The organism is Pseudoalteromonas sp. BZB3, from assembly GCF_040104455.1.
Classification (GTDB): domain Bacteria; phylum Pseudomonadota; class Gammaproteobacteria; order Enterobacterales; family Alteromonadaceae; genus Pseudoalteromonas.
The window spans coordinates 52,058-69,745 of the sequence record NZ_JBECOS010000016.1 but is presented as its reverse complement, the minus strand read 5'-3'; the positions used below and the strand labels follow the sequence as shown (position 1 = coordinate 69,745).

Genomic DNA, 17,688 nt, shown 5'->3' with positions numbered 1-17,688 from the left:
TTAAGGGCTGCTTTTGCAGCCCCAAATTTATCTACATCTTCTAGGGTCAACATCACAAGGGTTATTCGGTCTATATACCAAAGAAATTGTGCGCATTGTTGATGCTGTATAACCATCATTATCTGTGACTTTAGCTCTGACTTCGAACTCAGTTCCTGCTGGGCCTCTTAAAGATGTATTGTTTGAGTTACGTTTAACCCCATTAACCCATAACTCAGCCTTGGTTATGTGTCCGTCTTGGTCCGAGCCTTCAATCCAAACTTTCGTTTCTGTAGAATCTTCCATTCTAAACATTCGGATTTGTAACTCAGGTTTATACTTACACTGCTTAACAGAGACATTTTCATATCCCCAAAAATCGACATTTGCGAAACATGAGCTCAACACATTATTATTATCGTAACCAGTAATGAGTACAACCTGTTGAGATGACGGCTGAACAAACTGCTCGATAAGAGATCCGTTATGAGTTCTACAGTCTGACCAGCCGCCATATACTGCTTTTTTTACAACATCATAAGTACAGTCGACTTCTGTAGAGGCTTGACTATATGCAGACCCAAAAACTAAACACGCTGTTAGCAATACTTTTTTCATAAAATTATCCTTATTTAAATAAAAGCACAAAAACCAACCAAAAACTAATACAAACACAACATTTTTGCAACGCAAATAAATTTACTCAGAAACATTTAGAAATACTTTTTCCATATTGCTAGCAGACAGTTAGGCGTACAATAACCTCAAGTTGTGCAAGGTTATAACGACCTGAACACCATGTAAGTAAATCTGATATTTACAAAGGATTGTGCTCAGCTCTTTATAACTTTTTAAAGGGCACAACTATGATTAACACGCATCCCAATATTGTCATCATCGGCGGCGGCGCTGGCGGCCTAGAACTGGCAAGTAAATTAGGGAATAAACTCGGGAAATCTCGTCGCGCAAATATTACTTTAATCGATAAAAACCGTACCCACATCTGGAAACCGCTCCTGCATGAAGTGGCGACAGGCTCGCTCGACACTAGCCTAGACGGTGTCGTTTACTCTGCCCATGCGGCTCGGCATGGATTTCAGTTTATTCTCGGTGAATTCATTAACTTAGACGCAGAAAAACAAGCGATATACCTAAAAGAGCAATACGATTCAGACGGTGAATTGATCTTGCCACAACGCACCGTTCATTATGATGAGTTAATCATCGCCATTGGTAGTGTCAGCAATGATTTTAATACGCCTGGTGTCAGTAAACATTGTTATTTCTTAGACTCTCACCAGCAAGCCGAGCGCTTTCAACATGCGCTACTTAACTGCTTTACACGTGTACACCAAGCTGCTAGCCAATTACCTGAAGAACAAAATCGTCTTTCAATCGCTATTGTCGGTGGTGGGGCAACAGGTGTTGAACTCAGCGCCGAACTTGTTCATGTCGCTCAACTTCTAAAGCACTATGGTATGAGTGCGTTTACCAGCACCAAGCTCACCATTCATTTAATCGAAGCCGGGCCAACTATACTACCTGCCCTACCGACTCGAATAAGTAACTCTGCGCGAGACGAGTTGCGTCATTTGGGTGTAAATATCTTAGAGGGCACTAAAGTGAGCAAAGCAACTTCTGAGGGCTTTATCACCGATGACAATACCTTGATCCAAGCTGATTTAATGCTTTGGGCGGCGGGCGTAAAGGTGGCTGACTTTATTAAAAACCTCGATTGCTTTGAATTCACTCGCAACAATCAAATTAAAGTAGACGAATATTTACAAGCAAAAGGCACTTCACACATCCATGTATTGGGTGATGCTTGTGCCTGCGAGCAAGAAGATGGCACTTTCGTGCCACCTCGCGCGCAAGCTGCACATCAGATGGCGAGTAATGTCGCGCACAATATTTTAGTGAAATTCACAGGCAAAGCGCCAAGACCTTTTGTTTATAAAGATCATGGGTCACTGGTGAACCTTTCTCGATTTAGCGCTGTGGGTAGCTTGATGGGTAACCTGACGAACAACACCATGTTTATCGAAGGTAATCTAGCGCGGGTGATGTATTTATCGCTTTATCGTATGCATCAAAACGCAATACACGGACCGATCAAAACTGCGGCACTTTGGTTATCAGAAAAACTGCTGCGCATTGTGCGCCCTAAGATGAAATTGCATTAATCATATCTCTAAACAGCCTGAACGTTTATTAAAGTTCAGGCTACAATTTTTTCACTTCTTTTTATTGAGCTTCGGCCAGTGCCAAAACATCATTCAATGCTGAGACAGAAAACCCTCTGTCGTAGAAGTAGATAATTTTGCCGTTTTTATCCAGTAGCATCACTCTGGCGTTATTCGGGTTTTCATTACCTGTAAACGCTTGGATTTTTTCACCGTCTTCATAAATGGTGATCACCCCACCCCATAGCTCTTTAGGAATTCCACGACGCATGCCCTCATCGATTTGTGTGCTAAACATTCTCGGGAACATGCCAGCAATGGTTGGTAACTCATACGCTTTAATATCAGCATCTTTCATATCCAGACCAATCAACCAGCGGTCAATGTCGAACTGACTGTCCTGCTTGTAGCCAACTAAAAATAGTGCAACTTCACCTTTAACAAAATCAGGTAGGTTAATACGCTCCTTTTCTAGGCTTCCACCTGAAACACTAGGAAAAGCTTTTCCTGTGACATCTTGGTTTGGGTATTGGGCTGCACACCCAGTTAATAGAACTAATACAAATATGAGTAAAAAATGTTTCATCAATTTAATGTTCCTTTTTTGGTTTTACTGAAACTGCTTAGCAATCACATCCAGCTTTTTCAAAAATTCTTCTTTTAATTTACTGTGCTCGTATTCAAGGTCATATTTGTTATGAAACCCAAAACGGAGCAGCACCCCATTACCCTGCAAATAGATGGTATAGCCATCGATGTCAGAGAACGCCGTGATCCCTTCTAAATGCTTGCCCTGTTCGTATGGCTCACCATGTTGTTGAATATGCTCATATACACGCAAAATATGTTTTGACTCTAAATTATTCTTCATATGCCAACCTTATTGCATTCATTACTCATTTTTACGTCTTACACAGACATTAAGTTTAGTCTTATTTTGCTTTCACATTGTTTTCACACCTGACTTGCGACCATCAAGTAAAATTAAGGAGCAAAGCCATGCGAACTATCTTTCAACTTTTACTACTTATTTGGTTGTTATTTTTAAGCAATCAAACCAATGCAGCACAATTTGAAGCGTCACACTTAAAGTCTGTCATTCAGAATGCAATCCAGAGAATTAAAGACATCGACAAAACAAATTGGGCGTTTGAGCTACACAGCTTTGAGAACGAAGAAGGAGAAATCACAGACTATACAGCTGCATTTAATGGTGCACTTCCCGAAGGTCAAAAGTGGCAACTGCTCACCAAAGATAAAAAGCCTGCGACCGACAAACAAAAACGCGCTTTTATAAAACAACGAAATAAAGACAAGAAAACCTTTAGTGTTAAACTTGAGCAGCTCATTACTTTAGATTCATTACAATTACTCGATTCAGCAAACGAGGCACTCACGGCAAGTTTTGATGTCAACATTCCAAAACTCGGTGATGACGCCATTGGTAAGCTAAAAGGCACATTAGTCGTCTCGCCAAAAAATCACTTACTTAAGCAAATCACCATAACGAATTTAGCAGAGTTCAGCCCTATGGCAATGACAAACATAGAGCAATTTAAGATGGTGTTAACCTTCACCGAAGTGTCAGAACAAGTTCTGCCGATAAGTGCAGAAATGACGATGCGTGGCACCTTCGCCGGCTTTATGGAGCTCAATGAAACCTCAAAGGATAGCTACACAAACTATCAACGTCTTGAATGATAAAACCAAAGTTTAGGCTAAATAATAAAAAAGCAGCCTAGTGCGATAGGCTAGGCTGCCGCGGTACCAATCCTCATTAATATTAATTTAGAGGATTGGTATAAATTCGTGTGCCAACAAATACGCTTCAATAGATCAGCAACATGAGCAATTACGTTTATGCTTTTCCATCTTACCCACCCCAGGGTTAAAGCGATTGGTCGGGTCGAGCGTTCGATAAAATGCTTTTACATCTTCTTTGGCTTCATAAAGATGACCGACATTGTGCTCAGCAGGGTACTTAGCGCCACGAGAATCAAGTAGTGCCAACATTTGCGCTTTCACTTTCTTTGCATCAGCACCCTTTTTCAGTACATAGTCTTGGTGAAATACATGGCAGAAAAAATGCCCATAATAAAGGCGCTTATCGACCTGACAGGCAATATCTTTTGGCAACTGCTCAACCCAGTCAAAGTCATTTCTACGTAGGGCAATATCGAGCGCTAAAATGTCTCCAACTTTACCTTCATGCAATGCTTGATAACGAATAGCAGCACCTGCCGCTGCAAAACGTTGTAAATATGCTTTACTGGCTTCATCAGGCGTACATTCAAAATACCCGCCCGCTTGAGGATTTTGAGTAAAGTATAACTTTAGAAATTGTTTGGCTTCGGCAATACCAGCATCACTCATTTTTAAGATTAAGTGATGCTCATATTTGTCTCTAAATTCAATCATGCGCTTAGGTAAATGCTGAGGGAATAAGTAGCTTGCCAACTGCATCACCTTGTCGGTGAAATTGTTTGGCATAAAGCGCCACTTTTTAAAAGTCGCATCTAACCGCCCTTTTAAGGCAAACAACTTAGGTAATCTATCTGTGCCTAAGTGCTGAATACTTAAGAAAGTATCTTTGCCATATTTTTCTGCGATATCGAAGATTTCGCGGTGCAAGTACTCCCCCACCTCTGGCAAATTTTGAAATTCAGATAATATGTGACGTCGTAAATCGCTTAAAGTTTTAGGGTCATTAGTACCAATATAGAATGTCTGTTCTTGATTCGGTACTTCAAAGGTATCTAGGCGCACTGCAAATACAGCTATTTTTCCTGCACAACCACTGGCCTCATAAAGTTTTGAGGTATCGGCATTAAATCGGCTCGGCGTATCAGCGTCTACATCGCGTAATAAGCCTTCATAATCGGTCGCACTGGCTGATTTATCGGTAACCAGGTTGTTGTGAGCGAAGTTACCCGACATCAGGTTCTTTAAGATCTCTTCAGGGGTTTCACCCAATTCAATGCCTAAGTGATTCACTAAATGCAATTGGCCTTTTTCATCTACGCGGGCAAAGAGTGACAACTCAGTGTAAGCAGGTCCACGCTTTACCAATGCGCCACCTGAGTTGTTTGCCACCCCACCAATAATCGATGCCCCTAAACAAGAAGAGCCAATCACCGAGTGCGGCGCTCTTGCCAAAGGCTTCAAGGTTTTTTCTAACTTATGTAACGTAGTACCCGGAAAGCTCAACACTTGTTTACCCTGCTCTAGCACCACTAAGTCATCCATCGCCAAAGTGTTAAAGATCACGATGTCTCTGTCATAGCCGTCACTCGAAGGCGTTGACCCTTCGGTTAAACCGGTATTCGCCGCTTGCATTATCATTATGCAGTCAGCTTCGACACAGAGTTCTAGCGCATGCCAAAATGCCAATAAGTTTTGCGGAAATAGAACAGCCAGCGCACTACCGCCCCCCGAGCGCCAGCCCGTTCTATAGTGCTCGGTTTTATTGGCTTGAGTTTGCACATTCTCATTGCCTAAGACTTTGCTTAAGGCGGCCAGTAGCTGCTGATTGTTCATATTCTTCTCCATTTTAATGACTTAACGGTCCTGCAATATTCAAAACATATAAGGCAGTCATCACTAAAGCGCCTGACGCCAAAACATAATATAAGGTTGGCACGATTGTGCGTCTGAGTGTGGCCCCTTCTTGACCTAATAAGCCAACTGTTGCACTTGCCGCGACCACATTATGAATCGCAATCATGTTACCTGCTGCACCCACAGCTTGTGCTGCGATGATTAATGCAGGCGATAGCCCTAAACTCATTGCCGCTTCAAACTGAAATTGGCTAAACATCATATTTGATACGGTATTGGAGCCCGCAATAAATGCACCTAGCGCACCAATGGTTGGACTTACAAGGGGAAAAGCCTCACCAAACCACGTGGCAAACATCTGGGCACTGGCCATTGGCATACTAGGTAAATCGGATAGGTTCACACCTGAATTAATAAATAGACGAACCATTGGCACAGTAAACATTAAAACAAAGCCAGCACTGATCACGGTTTTAGTCGATTCACCAAATGCATTTCGCACGATTTGACCTTTTTGACCCGACTGACCTTGTAAAATGAGCGCAACCAAAGCAGCAATCACCATTAATCCACCTGGCAAATATAAAGGGGCAAAAGAAGCGCTTACCCCAGTTTCACCGAGAATATTACTGAAGCTGATACTCAAACCAGTTAAAAGCCCTTTAAATTCTGTAAATACACGAGAACAAACTAATAGAGCCGCAACGATTAAGTAAGGCACCCAAGCCACGACAATAGACATTGAACGACTACCGTTGATGTTTTCAGCTTTAATCTCTAGGTTGCCTAACCACTGTTTAGGCCAAGTCTCTTTATTCGCAAAATCCCATTGTGTTTTAGGCACTAAAAGCCCTTTTTTCGCGGCGGTAACAACAATGGCAATACTCACTAAACCGCCAAGGAGCGATGGAAATTCAGGACCGAGAAAAATACCCGTTAATGCGTAGGGTACGGTAAACGCTAAACCTGCAAAAATTGCAAACGGTAACACCTCTAGACCTTCTTTCCAGCTTTTCTTTTGTCCAAAAAAGCGTGTCAGCATCATCACCATAAACAACGGCATGGCTGTGCCTACAATGGCATGAATAATTGAAACATTGGTGGTAATGAGCTGCAGATATTGCTCCCACGTCCAGCCTTGAGTCGCAAGCTGTTCAGAAATTGCTATGGTATCTAACCCTTTATTTACACCAATGATAATAGGTGTGCCCACAGCACCAAAAGAGACTGGCGTACTTTGGATCATCATACCCATTAACACCGCTGCTAAAGCTGGAAAGCCGATTGCAACCAATAATGGCGCTGCAATTGCCGCTGGCGTACCAAAGCCAGAGGCGCCTTCTATAAACGTGCCGAAGCACCATGCAATCACAATGGCTTGAACACGTCTATCGGATGAGACGTGCATAAAGCCTTCACGGATAACGCCAATGGCCCCGGTATGCTTTAGCATATTCAATAAAAAAATTGCGCCAAAAACTATCCACAAGATAGAGAAGGTGATCCCCAAACCTTGTAGAATTGACGCAAACACGCGATTAGTTGACATATCCCATACAAAGAGCGCCAGTGCGGCAGTCGTTGCCAGCACCACAGGCATGGCTTTTTTCGCAGGCCCACCAGCAGCAGAGCTGCTAATGCTATTGGCAATAAAGCCAATGCACCTAGTGTTAATTCGTTCATATTACTTTCTCTTGTTGTCCAGTTTTTATTGTTTTACTTACCCACAACGTGCTTATTTGTGATTTATTTAATTATTGATACATAACCATCGAGTAAACAAAATTTATAGAAATGTACAACTCTGTTAACTGTTAATATATATTCATTAAAGAGAATGTTTTTTTCCTTTTTTGACATAATCAATATTGTTGAAAGAGGCTGTTAGGTGTATTTATGGTTAAATCAGATGATATTTTCTTGTTTGTTCAAGTCGTTGATGAAGGCTCGTTTTCAAAACTCGCTGAAAAACTTGAGATGACCAATTCTGTGGTAAGCAAACGGATCAGCCGTTTAGAAAAAGCCTTAAATGTACAATTATTGTATCGTACAACGCGCAAACTCAGCTTAACTGATGCAGGACAAGCCCTCTACGGTAAAGAGCGTTTGGCTAAACAAGCACTGCAAGATGCACAAGACACAGTGACAGGCTATGGTGATGCCGTGCGCGGTAAAATACGCGTGACCGTGCCCTCTGTCTCTGCCAATCTATTACTGAGTAAAGCCATTGCTGAATTTTGCCAACTCTACCCTGATGTTGAGGTTGAACTTCATGTCAGCAATCGATTGGTCAATATTCTTGATGAAGGCTTTGATTTAGCCATAAGAACTGCTTTTCTTGAAGACTCTTCTTTGGTGGCAAGAAGACTGATAGATTCGCAATGGATTGTATGTGCCAGCCCAAGTTACTTAAATCAGCATGGTATTCCTCATAAACCCAATGACCTACTGGATCATGAGTGTTTGATTTACAAATATGAAGGCGTTGGCCCTGACAACTGGCTCTTCCAACAAGATGGTGTAGAAGCTAACGTGCAAGTACAAGGTCGCTTTTATACCAATAGCCTTGCGGCCATTCGCGATGCTGCCGCAACCAATTTTGGTATTGCTTATTTGCCTCGCGCACTGGTTCATGATGATTTGATGTCAGGTAGATTAGTATCTTTGCTAGCTGATTACACAGCAAAGAAGCTTGGGGTCTATGCGGTTTATCCAAAATCGCGACAGCCAGATAAAAAGCTTAATCTACTCGTAGAGCATCTTCGTGACGCGTATTTAGCAAAAAAAGAGTATCTTTATTAAATGAAGATACTCTTTTTACTTTAAACTAACTTATAGAACTTTTTGCTTAAAAAGCGCGCTTATAAATTACGCTTAGAACTTTTGATTAAAACCTTTAGTTAAAATTTTAGCTTGGCACTGAATTGTAAGTAATTTGAATCAATGCTCTGCATGCGTTCGTCGTCAACACTAAAATTACCTACCTCAACTCCTAAATCTAAATATTCGTTGTAGCTGGTAATCAAGTTCGCACCAAAATGACTGCGCTTACGCTCAAGCACATCTGTTGAGGCACTGCCATAAAACACCGATGAACGCAATTTTGGTGTCCAGAAGTGTCTATATGCAATCGCATAGGCCACCGTACTTTCAACTTCGGCTGTTTGCTTACCCTCTGCGGTGACTATATCTGGAGTAATGCCCGCTGCAACATAGCGCCCAGCATCTCCGCTGGTTACCTGAAAACGTAAATCATCTTTGCCAACAGTGTTAATTCTTGCTGCGATGTTAAATGCAGTCGCCGTTTTATCTAAACCGCCTTGATCAACTTGGCGTAACAGGCCAGCCACAGATACCATGCCCCAATCCGCTTTATGGTTATAACGGGCAATAAAATCTGGTAGCGATTCATCTTTATCTGCCTGAGCACCCGTCACGCCCACACCACTGACACTACTGCCGACATCTCCGTCACCATTGGTCTCTGGGTTTTCAATGGCAAACTGCCAAGCTCCATGGGTGTATCTCAGTTGAGTTTGACGAATAAAAACCTCACCGGCATGTGGGCCACCGAAATCAAGTGATTCTGGCAGTGCATGCAATGGCATAAAGGTGGTCCAGTTTTGACCTGCCATCCAGTTTTTATACTGAATATATAAATGCCTTAAGCGTGGGTTTGATGAATTACTTACTACTTCGTTACCACCGCCACCATAAAAATCCATCTCAACAAAGCCTCTAATGTCGCCATGCTGCACAGTTAAATTCACTCGAGACTCTTTAACATTAAATGCCGTATGCGAGGTATCTTGTGCAGCACCTCCAGGAAAGTTTGCTAACCAATAATCTTGATAAGCCACATCACCAGAGACATGACGAATATCGACCTTACCGTAACCGCCAATTGACACCTTAGTTTGTTTTTCACCCTGTTTAACGTTCAGTATTTCTACAGCTTGCGCTTGTGATGTTAGGCTCAGTGCACATGCACCTAACCCTAAAACGACTTTACTTGATAAATGTTTTACCACGCACTCCTCAGTTTAGGTTTATTGTTATACCCAAACCACCTCAAGATACGAGGTTCAGCGAGAATTGATTGGCTGTCAGGCAAGGCATCGATTTGAAGATCTAGTGGTTCTAAATCGAAAATTGATAACGCTGTATGAAAGCCAATCAAACTCGCCCAAGGGAGCGTGCTTTCTGTCCTATTTCATCGTCAAAGAACTTGGAAAGGACTCGTCATTACGCTGCGTTCTTTTCCTTGAGCTAGAACAGAAGGCGGCGCTCTGAATCATGCATCTTGAGGAAGTTTGGGTATATGTTTGTTGTCGGGAGAAAATTTACGGGCAGCTAACCTTTCGATAAATGGACATAAAGCTAAAGACTTTTTCCAAAAAGAACAAAATAGAGAAATCTCCTGATGAGTTGGTATAGCAAATCATTAACATTAAACCGAGTCTTTATCGAAGATTAAGCAAGCGTCGCGCGCTCTGTTCAGCTGTTTGTTAAACCATTTAACATGGATAGATTGCCAATTTGGCAAAGATGCTTTTCTATTATTGCTATTAACGCTTTGTGGTTTTCAGCCATACACTTCGCAAAACACAGCAGTGCTCATACTTCTGATAACACTTAGGACACCGTTATGCGCCTTAATCAATGCTACAACTTTCAAGACTTTAGAAAACTGGCAAAGCAACGCTTGCCCGGCCCAATCTTTAACTACATCGATGGTGGCGCTGACGATGAGAGCACTTATCGTCGCAATACAGAGGCGTTTGAAGAGTGTGATTTACTACCGAGCGTACTGACTGGAGTCGAAGATATTGATTTATCTGTTACTGTCATGGGCCAAAAGCTCGAGATGCCAGTGTATTGCTCACCCACCGCATTACAAAGACTGTTTCATCATCAAGGTGAGCGCGCAACTGTGGGGGCCGCTGAAAAATACGGCACCATGTTTGGTGTGTCTTCTCTTGGTACCGTCAGTTTAGAAGAGATTGCCCAGCAAATTTCGACCCCACAGGTTTATCAATTCTATTTTCATGAAGATCGAGGGCTAAACCGCGCCATGATGGAGCGTGCCAAAGCGGCAAGTGTCGAAGTGATGATGCTAACTGTTGATTCAATCACAGGGGGCAACCGTGAACGCGATTTGCGCACAGGGTTTTCAATTCCGTTTCGTTTAACACTCGCGGGCCTGATCCAGTTCGCCATTCAACCGATGTGGGGGTTGAACTACGTATTCCACGAAAAATTCAGCCTGCCGCAACTTGATGCCCACATAAAAATGGGGAGCAGCACCAGCTCGATTGGTGACTACTTCACAAATATGCTCGACCCAACCATGAACTGGGACGACGTAGCTGAAATGGTGAAGTTTTGGGATGGCCAGTTTTGCCTGAAAGGCATTATGACTGTTGAAGATGCCAAACGCGCTGTTGATATTGGCTGTACAGGGATTGTGATCTCCAACCATGGCGGTCGTCAACTAGATGGCGCTCGCAGTTCATTCGATCAGTTAGCTGAAATAGTCGATGCCGTCGGAGATAAAATTGATGTACTTTTCGACAGCGGTATTCAACGCGGTACCCATGTTTTAAAAGCGCTTTCACTTGGCGCAAAAGCCGTGGGCATTGGTCGTATGTATTTATACCCGCTTGCCGCAGCTGGCCAACCAGGTGTTGAACGCGCACTCGGACTTATGCAAGAAGAGCTCATTCGAGATATGCGCCTAATGGGGTGTAAGTCTATTTCTGAGCTTTCCCGCAAAAATTTAAGATTTAGGTAGTTTCAAAAATTCATAACACGTTGTCATACTTGCATTATGAAACTCAAGCCAACCTTTTAGGTTTGCTTGAGTTTCTAAATATCTGAATTAATACAAAAAACGAAATAATCGACTTTCTTTGCTGTATTCAGAATCAAAATAAGTATAATGTATACAAAAATCACATTAAGCATTTGGATACTTGAAGCAATGAAAGCAAAAATAATAACCGCGGTCCTATCGCTTGCCGTGCTTGCAGGCTGTCAAACCACTGAGCAACCAGCCGCTGTCGTAGATTACAGTAAAATAAAGCTGGCATATGGCAATGTCGTTAAAGAAGGTGAAGTGTATGTTCCAGCTTGGAAACGCAATGAAGCGAAAATCAACCAAGTGCTTGCAAATCAGCATTACTGCGCCGACAATTTGGTTTTACGCTTCCAAGCCATGTCGCAGCAAAATATCGAAGATTCTTGTAAATTACTGCTAGAAACAGAACAGCGTTTTCACACTCTATTCAATACGCGTGGTAAGCCGCTGCTTCATGACAACAATGATGTGTTACGCGCCAATATTTACGCCAGCCGTGAAGACTACGTAAAGTATGTCACCGATCATTTTGACGTCCCCTCTAACAATGGCGGCATGTACCTCGAAGGATTACCGCATTTAACAGACAACAGCGCCGAGTACGTGGCGTACTTGAAAAAAGGCACCGTATGGAACTTAAACCATGAGTTCGTGCACTATTTAGATGGTCGTTTTAATACTTATGGTGATTACTGCGCGCCGCCTCATGATAACCATTATGGTCCGGAATACTGTCCAGAACCCGCTGCTGAGCCACCTTATTTGATTTGGTGGGGCGAAGGGCTAGGTGAATATGTTGCACACATGAACAATAACCCGCGAGCACTAGCATTGGCCGGCGAAAAGACCTATCAACTGAGCGAATTGTTTTATAACAACAGCGCAAACTGGAATACCAACCGCATCTATCGCTGGGGTTATTTAGCTGTGCGTTACATGATGGAAAAACAACGCGATAAAGTTGAAGAGATGCTATTTCATGTGCGTCGCGGCGATTACCCGCGCTATCAAAAAATCGTAAAAAATTGGGGTACCAGCATGGACGCTGACTTTCATGCTTGGTTAGATACGGTCGCAACCAAATAAGCAAACGCAGTTACCTGCTTAAGCTTGGTTAACATCTTTTGATCCAAGTAACACTTTTAAGTGTCGATCCAATAAGGTGCAGTATGCCTAGGTCTATACTCTGCACCTTATTTTTCTAATCCACATCAGCCTCCACAACACCTTGCCTTTTCATTCTTTGTTTACATTTCATCACATTCCAAATTATCTACATTCTTTCACAAAACATTCGAAAGTGAGATAATTTATTCAATAAAAAAAAATAAAAGACAAATAATGAAAAAATATCTACTCACTCCTCTTGCAGCAGCATTAACACTTACTTTAACGGCGTGTGGTGGCGGTTCATCTGGTGATGATAAACCATCTCAAGGCACAGGTAGTGGTGGTGTTACTGAACCACTTCAAAAAATATCATTAGAGGCCTACACATACTCTTGCCAAACAGAAACGCCATATGCAACCGACATCGTTTTTCATAACGAAGCGGGTAAGCCTGTAGGCACAGCCAAAACCAATGCTGAAGGTGTGTTTTCAGGTGAAGTACCAAAAGACACAAAACACGTTTCTGTATTAGGTGATGTAGTTGAGTTGGATGATGGTGAGTATAAGAAAATTCGCACCGTTTTAGATATCGAAAACAGAAGTGATTTAGGAGCGTTCTATTTCACCCGATATAAATCTGATTGCAGCTGTGAAGACTACACTTTAGACACCAGTGAGCTTTCATATACACAATCTGGCTACTCTCTTTATGGTGGCTACTATTTTCCTGTTACTGACACGGTTAGTGTATGTGGAGATGAAAACATCTACTTTTCTGTTGTTGCAAATGACCTAAATGAAGCAAAAGCAACAATAACCGCTGTTCCAACTAATACAAAAACAATCAAGCTCACTGATGCTGACTTTACCCATCAAGGCATTGCAGTTGACCACCAAGTCAGTGCTGGTACTGAAACTATAACAACGTCTGGATATTTTGAAACAATTGAGAGTTTTAGATTCTACCAATTTAGAACTGTTGACCAACTCACTCCTACGTTTATTTTCCCAACACTAACAGAGCATAACTTTTACAGACAATACTTTAACGAGCGAAGTTCTGTAGGCGAAGTGAGCGTTCGTATGGCAAGTCAAGCTCGTAGTAGAGTAAATAATGATGGCACATTTGATCTTACTGAGCTACCTGTCATATCACCAGATCTTAGCGCCGATATTATAGCCTTTGCTAGTGCCAGCGACTTGAGCTACGACTTTAGCTCTGTTGATGATCGCCTAACAAATGTTGAAATTGATTTCAGCTTCTTAGTTGATGATGCAGCAGAGACACGATTTGATATGAATATTAGGGGCTATATCAGTGGTAAAGTACCAGACTTATCATTTGGCTCTGTATTCCCTGAACCTGAAGGCAACGCGACTCTTGAGCAGCTTGATATCTTTTTATCAGGCTATGCTGGCAACCCTACTGATAAGAAAAGTGTTGATGCTTTATTGGAGGAAAGGCTTCAAGGTAATCACATTGCAAAAGATAAATTCAGTAATTACGTATATATAGATTTAGAAGCAGCACTAGACTAAGCATTTAAAAAAGGCCACATTCGTGGCCTTTTACTTCTCTCCTTTCAAGTAATACACTGCTCAGAGCTTTTATTCTTCAAATAACAATAAATCATGAGCAAATATTACGACCCTATCAGTGCACAAGACTGCCAAAACCAAGCCTTCGCACCAAGCTATTGGGCCAGTACCCAAGCATTGCCTGACCTACTCCCTGCTATCACGTCTGACACAAATTGCGATGTCGTTATCATTGGTGGCGGTTTTAGCGGTTTACTTAGTGCCTATTACTTAGCAACAGAGCATCAGCAAGAATGTATTGTGCTTGAAGCAAATCAAGTTGGCTTTGGTGCCAGTGCACGGAATGCAGGCTTTGTGCTTAAAGGCTCGGGACGTTTGAGTTACCCGCAAATGGCAAGTAAATGGGGCATGGATGTTTGCCAAGGCATTTATGGCGAATTTACAGAAGCGGTGCAACGAGTAGAAGATCTCATTCAAAGCCAACAGATCGAGTGTGACCCGCAACCAAAAGGCTATCTAAAAATAGCGCATAACCAGCAGGCATTTGCAGGTCTTAAAGCACAAGCTGAATTCTTACAAAAACACCTTTCGAGTGATGCTGAATTTTTGTCTACTGATGAATTAGAAGCGAACTATATGCACAACAAACAAGCCTATGGGGCGATGCGTTTACCCGATGGCTTTGGTATTCACCCGCTTAAGCTTTTGCTGGGTTATAAAAAAATGGCCATGGAGGCTGGCGTTAAAATATATGAGCATACACTGGCAAGTGATATTAACGACACAGGTAGCCATGTGACCCTTAAAGCCAATGGCTTTAATATCAAAGCCAATAAATTGGTGATCTCAGGGAACGCCTATAACAGTAAGGTGACTTCGCCTGTTATTAATAATCGTTATCTCCCTATCCTCAGTAGCATTATGGTAACCAAGCCACTCACTCAAGCCCAGCTCGAAAGCTCAGGGCTAAAAACCCACCAAGTGACGATGGATACGCGCACCTTAAAATACTATTACCGTTTATTGCCCGATAACCGGTTGTTGTTTGGCGGCCGTGGCGCAATTTTTGCCAAAGATCAAAATAAACTAACCTATTTAAATAATCTAAAGAAAGGCCTCGCTGATTGCTTCCCAACCCTCAGTAATATCAGTCACGACTATTATTGGCATGGTTATATTGCGGCTGCGCTCGATGATATGCCTCACGTCACTGTGCAAGGCAATATTGGCTATACGCTTGGGTATTGCGGTGCAGGCGTCTCTTTTAGTGCACAGGCCGCATACCGACTAGCGCAACAAATCGCGGGAGTCACAGTGCCAAACTTACCTTTATATCGAACACCACTGCCTTATTTGCCATTTCCTAGCCTCAGACGATTTGGGCAATGGGGATATTATCAATACGCTCAATTAAAAGATAAACTTGGTTAGCATATAAATTCTTGTGTCAGTCTATGGCTTTGCAAAAGACTGACACTTTGTGCACATTTGCTGCACAATTGAGACCTACAGTTAATTCATAATCGAAACGACACTTTACCTATAGGAGTGATTGTGATGAAACTGACCAATCTCATAACACCTAAGTATCTTCTTCTATTCGCAACTACTTTTACATTATTTGGTTGCGGTAGTTCTGACAGCAATAATGAAATCATAGCTGACACTTCATCAGCTAGTGACGACACGAGTAGTAACTCTACACAAGGTGACTCTAATAGCTCTACAGGCTCTGATAACAGCACTTCTTCCAATAACGACACAGACAATGGTACTGCGTCTATAAATGGCTCTACCGACGGCGTACTATGTGATTATTATTACAATGAATACAACAATTCAGACTCAGTCCAAGCCACCAGCAACTCGCAGTGGTCATGTGATGGCAGTAATCGAACCTTAACGGCCAATGGCCTACCGGATCATGCTACCGGGCAATTCCCCAATGCTAATAACCCCAATGATATCAGCGAGCAAAACGTCTCAATCGCTTACACACTGACCCCCAGTGAAAGCACATCGGCAAGTACTTTAGGTGGCCCTAGCGGTGCGACTGGCTATGTGTTAAATGGTGTAAAGATTGACGCCAATACTGCTGGCACCTGTGATGATTCTGGTAATAACTGTAGCCTAATTGGCAATGAGGGGAATTGGCATATCGAAGCCCTGGGACAAACCAGTTTCAACTTCGGCACTGACGACAATAACGCCCATGTGCAACCAGGTGGTACCTATCATTATCATGGTATGCCGGAAGGATTTATAACGCTCAGAGGTGGCAATAATACAACTATGACTTTAATTGGCTGGGCGGCTGACGGCTTTCCTATCTACGCACGATATGGTTATAGCGAAGCTGGCAATGCTAATTCGCCAATAAAAGTAATCACAGGCAGCTATCAGTTGATTGAAAATATCAGTGCCAATCGCCCACCTGTTGAAGTGTATCCACTGGGCACCTTTGCCGAAGATTGGCAATATGTAGCAGGATCTGGAGATTTAGACGAATGCAATGGCCGCTTTGGTGTAACACCTGAATTCCCTGAAGGTATTTATCATTACTACGCCACCGATACCTACCCGTATTTTCAGCGCTGTGTAAAAGGCGAACTATAAAAGAGGCTAAATATGACTATGAAACTCAGATTGTGCTTTGCACTCATTGGAATTTTACTGGGCGCTTTTAGTAATAACATCCAAGCTCATTTGATGGCACCTAACAAAGGCACGTTAAATTTCGAGCCATCTGGAGGGTATTTAGTTTTGTCTTTGCCTGTATCAGCTTTCACTCACTTTGATAAGAACGGTGACAAAGCACTTACCTTTAAAGAAATTAAGTCTCAGCAAAAAGCAATGATTCAATACATTACAGACTCAGTATATATAAAGGGTAATAACCAAAAAACGTTTTTAAGCGGTGTGATGTTAGCCCCTCAGCGAAGTCATAGTGTGAATAACAATCAAATTGAGCAAATTGTTGTGATTGGTAAGTTTTTGACCTCTTTTAAGAATGGCGTTTCTTTACATACATCACTGTTAAATAACTTAACTCAAAATGAAAAGTTAACCATCACCACAACAGTGAAAGGTAGCAACTCAAAGCAAATATTCACGCTCAATAATTCATATTCTTCACACACATTAGGAGAGTAAAAAACTAAAAAGCAACTCTTTATTTACATTTTTATACTCGAGTGACGTAGTAAAGAAGCTTGATTAATACAAGGAGACTAAGATGAAAATTAAGTTACAAAAGAAAACTATAAAACAGCTAAGTAAAGATGCAAAAACAATCGCGCACAACCAAACCCCTCAAGTTGCAGGTGGTACTGCAACACAAGGTGCCTGTTACTCTGTAGGTTGTGATACAGCAGCATTCTTGGGTTGCCCAACTGGGAATAACTGTTATTCTGCAATAGATAAGATCTGCTTGCCTAATTACTAAGTAGTAAGGGAAGC

At 42.1% G+C, this 17,688-nt stretch carries 16 protein-coding genes; 10 read left to right on the top strand and 6 right to left on the bottom strand.

Annotation, left to right across the window (positions count from 1 at the left end; translation table 11 throughout):
- Window positions 1-27: 27 nt before the first annotated feature.
- Window positions 28-597 carry a hypothetical protein gene (locus ABMY35_RS17965; protein ID WP_349287458.1) on the bottom strand — a complete coding sequence of 190 codons (570 nt, stop codon included), beginning with the start codon at window positions 595-597 and terminating at the stop codon, window positions 28-30.
- Window positions 598-845: 248 nt separating this feature from the next.
- Here ABMY35_RS17965 and ABMY35_RS17960 point away from each other — a divergent pair, with 248 nt between their 5' ends.
- Entirely contained in the window at window positions 846-2,162 is a 1,317-nt protein-coding gene (locus ABMY35_RS17960) for an NAD(P)/FAD-dependent oxidoreductase (protein ID WP_349287457.1), read from the top strand.
- A gap of 61 nt (window positions 2,163-2,223) precedes the next feature.
- Here ABMY35_RS17960 and ABMY35_RS17955 read toward each other — a convergent pair whose 3' ends face one another.
- Entirely contained in the window at window positions 2,224-2,748 is a 525-nt protein-coding gene (locus ABMY35_RS17955; RefSeq protein WP_349287456.1) for a hypothetical protein, read from the bottom strand.
- Between the two features lie 24 nt (window positions 2,749-2,772).
- Window positions 2,773-3,033 (bottom strand): DUF3081 domain-containing protein, encoded by a 261-nt coding sequence (locus ABMY35_RS17950; RefSeq protein ID WP_058029052.1) that lies wholly within the window; start codon window positions 3,031-3,033, stop codon window positions 2,773-2,775.
- 128 nt (window positions 3,034-3,161) lie between these two features.
- On the opposite strand from ABMY35_RS17950, the gene ABMY35_RS17945 reads away from it, so the two are divergent.
- Window positions 3,162-3,863, top strand: coding sequence for a hypothetical protein (locus tag ABMY35_RS17945; protein WP_349287455.1), 702 nt, complete (start codon window positions 3,162-3,164; stop codon window positions 3,861-3,863).
- A gap of 135 nt (window positions 3,864-3,998) precedes the next feature.
- Here ABMY35_RS17945 and dld read toward each other — a convergent pair whose 3' ends face one another.
- Window positions 3,999-5,699: a D-lactate dehydrogenase gene (gene dld / locus ABMY35_RS17940; protein ID WP_349287454.1), complete on the bottom strand. Its 1,701-nt coding sequence runs from the start codon at window positions 5,697-5,699 to the stop codon at window positions 3,999-4,001.
- A 13-nt stretch (window positions 5,700-5,712) separates the two neighbouring features.
- Window positions 5,713-7,320 (bottom strand): L-lactate permease, encoded by a 1,608-nt coding sequence (locus ABMY35_RS17935; RefSeq protein ID WP_349287453.1) that lies wholly within the window; start codon window positions 7,318-7,320, stop codon window positions 5,713-5,715.
- Between the two features lie 296 nt (window positions 7,321-7,616).
- Between ABMY35_RS17935 and ABMY35_RS17930 the strand changes: the two genes are divergently transcribed.
- Window positions 7,617-8,522 carry a LysR family transcriptional regulator gene (locus ABMY35_RS17930; RefSeq protein ID WP_349287452.1) on the top strand — a complete coding sequence of 302 codons (906 nt, stop codon included), beginning with the start codon at window positions 7,617-7,619 and terminating at the stop codon, window positions 8,520-8,522.
- Between the two features lie 98 nt (window positions 8,523-8,620).
- Here ABMY35_RS17930 and ABMY35_RS17925 read toward each other — a convergent pair whose 3' ends face one another.
- A complete protein-coding gene (locus tag ABMY35_RS17925) occupies window positions 8,621-9,751 on the bottom strand; it encodes a DcaP family trimeric outer membrane transporter (RefSeq protein WP_349287451.1) in 1,131 nt (376 codons plus the stop codon).
- Window positions 9,752-10,368: 617 nt separating this feature from the next.
- Between ABMY35_RS17925 and ABMY35_RS17920 the strand changes: the two genes are divergently transcribed.
- From ABMY35_RS17920 to ABMY35_RS17890, 7 genes are all read left to right on the top strand, one after another.
- Window positions 10,369-11,514, top strand: coding sequence for an alpha-hydroxy acid oxidase (locus ABMY35_RS17920; protein ID WP_349287450.1), 1,146 nt, complete (start codon window positions 10,369-10,371; stop codon window positions 11,512-11,514).
- A gap of 189 nt (window positions 11,515-11,703) precedes the next feature.
- A complete protein-coding gene (locus ABMY35_RS17915; protein ID WP_349287449.1) occupies window positions 11,704-12,666 on the top strand; it encodes a collagenase in 963 nt (320 codons plus the stop codon).
- Window positions 12,667-12,921: 255 nt separating this feature from the next.
- Complete coding sequence (locus tag ABMY35_RS17910; protein WP_349287448.1) at window positions 12,922-14,229, top strand: hypothetical protein; 1,308 nt, start codon at window positions 12,922-12,924, stop codon at window positions 14,227-14,229.
- A gap of 93 nt (window positions 14,230-14,322) precedes the next feature.
- A complete protein-coding gene (locus ABMY35_RS17905; protein ID WP_349287447.1) occupies window positions 14,323-15,660 on the top strand; it encodes an FAD-dependent oxidoreductase in 1,338 nt (445 codons plus the stop codon).
- A gap of 126 nt (window positions 15,661-15,786) precedes the next feature.
- The gene (locus tag ABMY35_RS17900) at window positions 15,787-16,845 is read left to right on the top strand and encodes a YHYH protein (RefSeq protein WP_349287446.1); all 1,059 of its coding nucleotides are present in this window, start codon (window positions 15,787-15,789) and stop codon (window positions 16,843-16,845) included.
- Between the two features lie 12 nt (window positions 16,846-16,857).
- A complete protein-coding gene (locus tag ABMY35_RS17895; RefSeq protein ID WP_349287445.1) occupies window positions 16,858-17,382 on the top strand; it encodes a hypothetical protein in 525 nt (174 codons plus the stop codon).
- Between the two features lie 82 nt (window positions 17,383-17,464).
- Entirely contained in the window at window positions 17,465-17,674 is a 210-nt protein-coding gene (locus ABMY35_RS17890) for a hypothetical protein (RefSeq protein WP_349287444.1), read from the top strand.
- The last annotated feature ends 14 nt before the right edge of the window (window positions 17,675-17,688 follow it).

Bases quoted from the DNA above. Each gene is read 5' to 3' on its own strand.
- ABMY35_RS17965 (WP_349287458.1), bottom strand. From the start codon at position 597: ATGAAAAAAGTATTGCTAACAGCGTGTTTAGTTTTTGGGTCTGCATAT.
- ABMY35_RS17960 (WP_349287457.1), top strand. From the start codon at position 846: ATGATTAACACGCATCCCAATATTGTCATCATCGGCGGCGGCGCTGGC.
- ABMY35_RS17955 (WP_349287456.1), bottom strand. From the start codon at position 2,748: ATGAAACATTTTTTACTCATATTTGTATTAGTTCTATTAACTGGGTGT.
- ABMY35_RS17950 (WP_058029052.1), bottom strand. From the start codon at position 3,033: ATGAAGAATAATTTAGAGTCAAAACATATTTTGCGTGTATATGAGCAT.
- ABMY35_RS17945 (WP_349287455.1), top strand. From the start codon at position 3,162: ATGCGAACTATCTTTCAACTTTTACTACTTATTTGGTTGTTATTTTTA.
- dld (WP_349287454.1), bottom strand. From the start codon at position 5,699: ATGAACAATCAGCAGCTACTGGCCGCCTTAAGCAAAGTCTTAGGCAAT.
- ABMY35_RS17935 (WP_349287453.1), bottom strand. From the start codon at position 7,320: ATGCCTGTGGTGCTGGCAACGACTGCCGCACTGGCGCTCTTTGTATGG.
- ABMY35_RS17930 (WP_349287452.1), top strand. From the start codon at position 7,617: ATGGTTAAATCAGATGATATTTTCTTGTTTGTTCAAGTCGTTGATGAA.
- ABMY35_RS17920 (WP_349287450.1), top strand. From the start codon at position 10,369: ATGCGCCTTAATCAATGCTACAACTTTCAAGACTTTAGAAAACTGGCA.
- ABMY35_RS17915 (WP_349287449.1), top strand. From the start codon at position 11,704: ATGAAAGCAAAAATAATAACCGCGGTCCTATCGCTTGCCGTGCTTGCA.
- ABMY35_RS17910 (WP_349287448.1), top strand. From the start codon at position 12,922: ATGAAAAAATATCTACTCACTCCTCTTGCAGCAGCATTAACACTTACT.
- ABMY35_RS17905 (WP_349287447.1), top strand. From the start codon at position 14,323: ATGAGCAAATATTACGACCCTATCAGTGCACAAGACTGCCAAAACCAA.
- ABMY35_RS17900 (WP_349287446.1), top strand. From the start codon at position 15,787: ATGAAACTGACCAATCTCATAACACCTAAGTATCTTCTTCTATTCGCA.
- ABMY35_RS17895 (WP_349287445.1), top strand. From the start codon at position 16,858: ATGACTATGAAACTCAGATTGTGCTTTGCACTCATTGGAATTTTACTG.
- ABMY35_RS17890 (WP_349287444.1), top strand. From the start codon at position 17,465: ATGAAAATTAAGTTACAAAAGAAAACTATAAAACAGCTAAGTAAAGAT.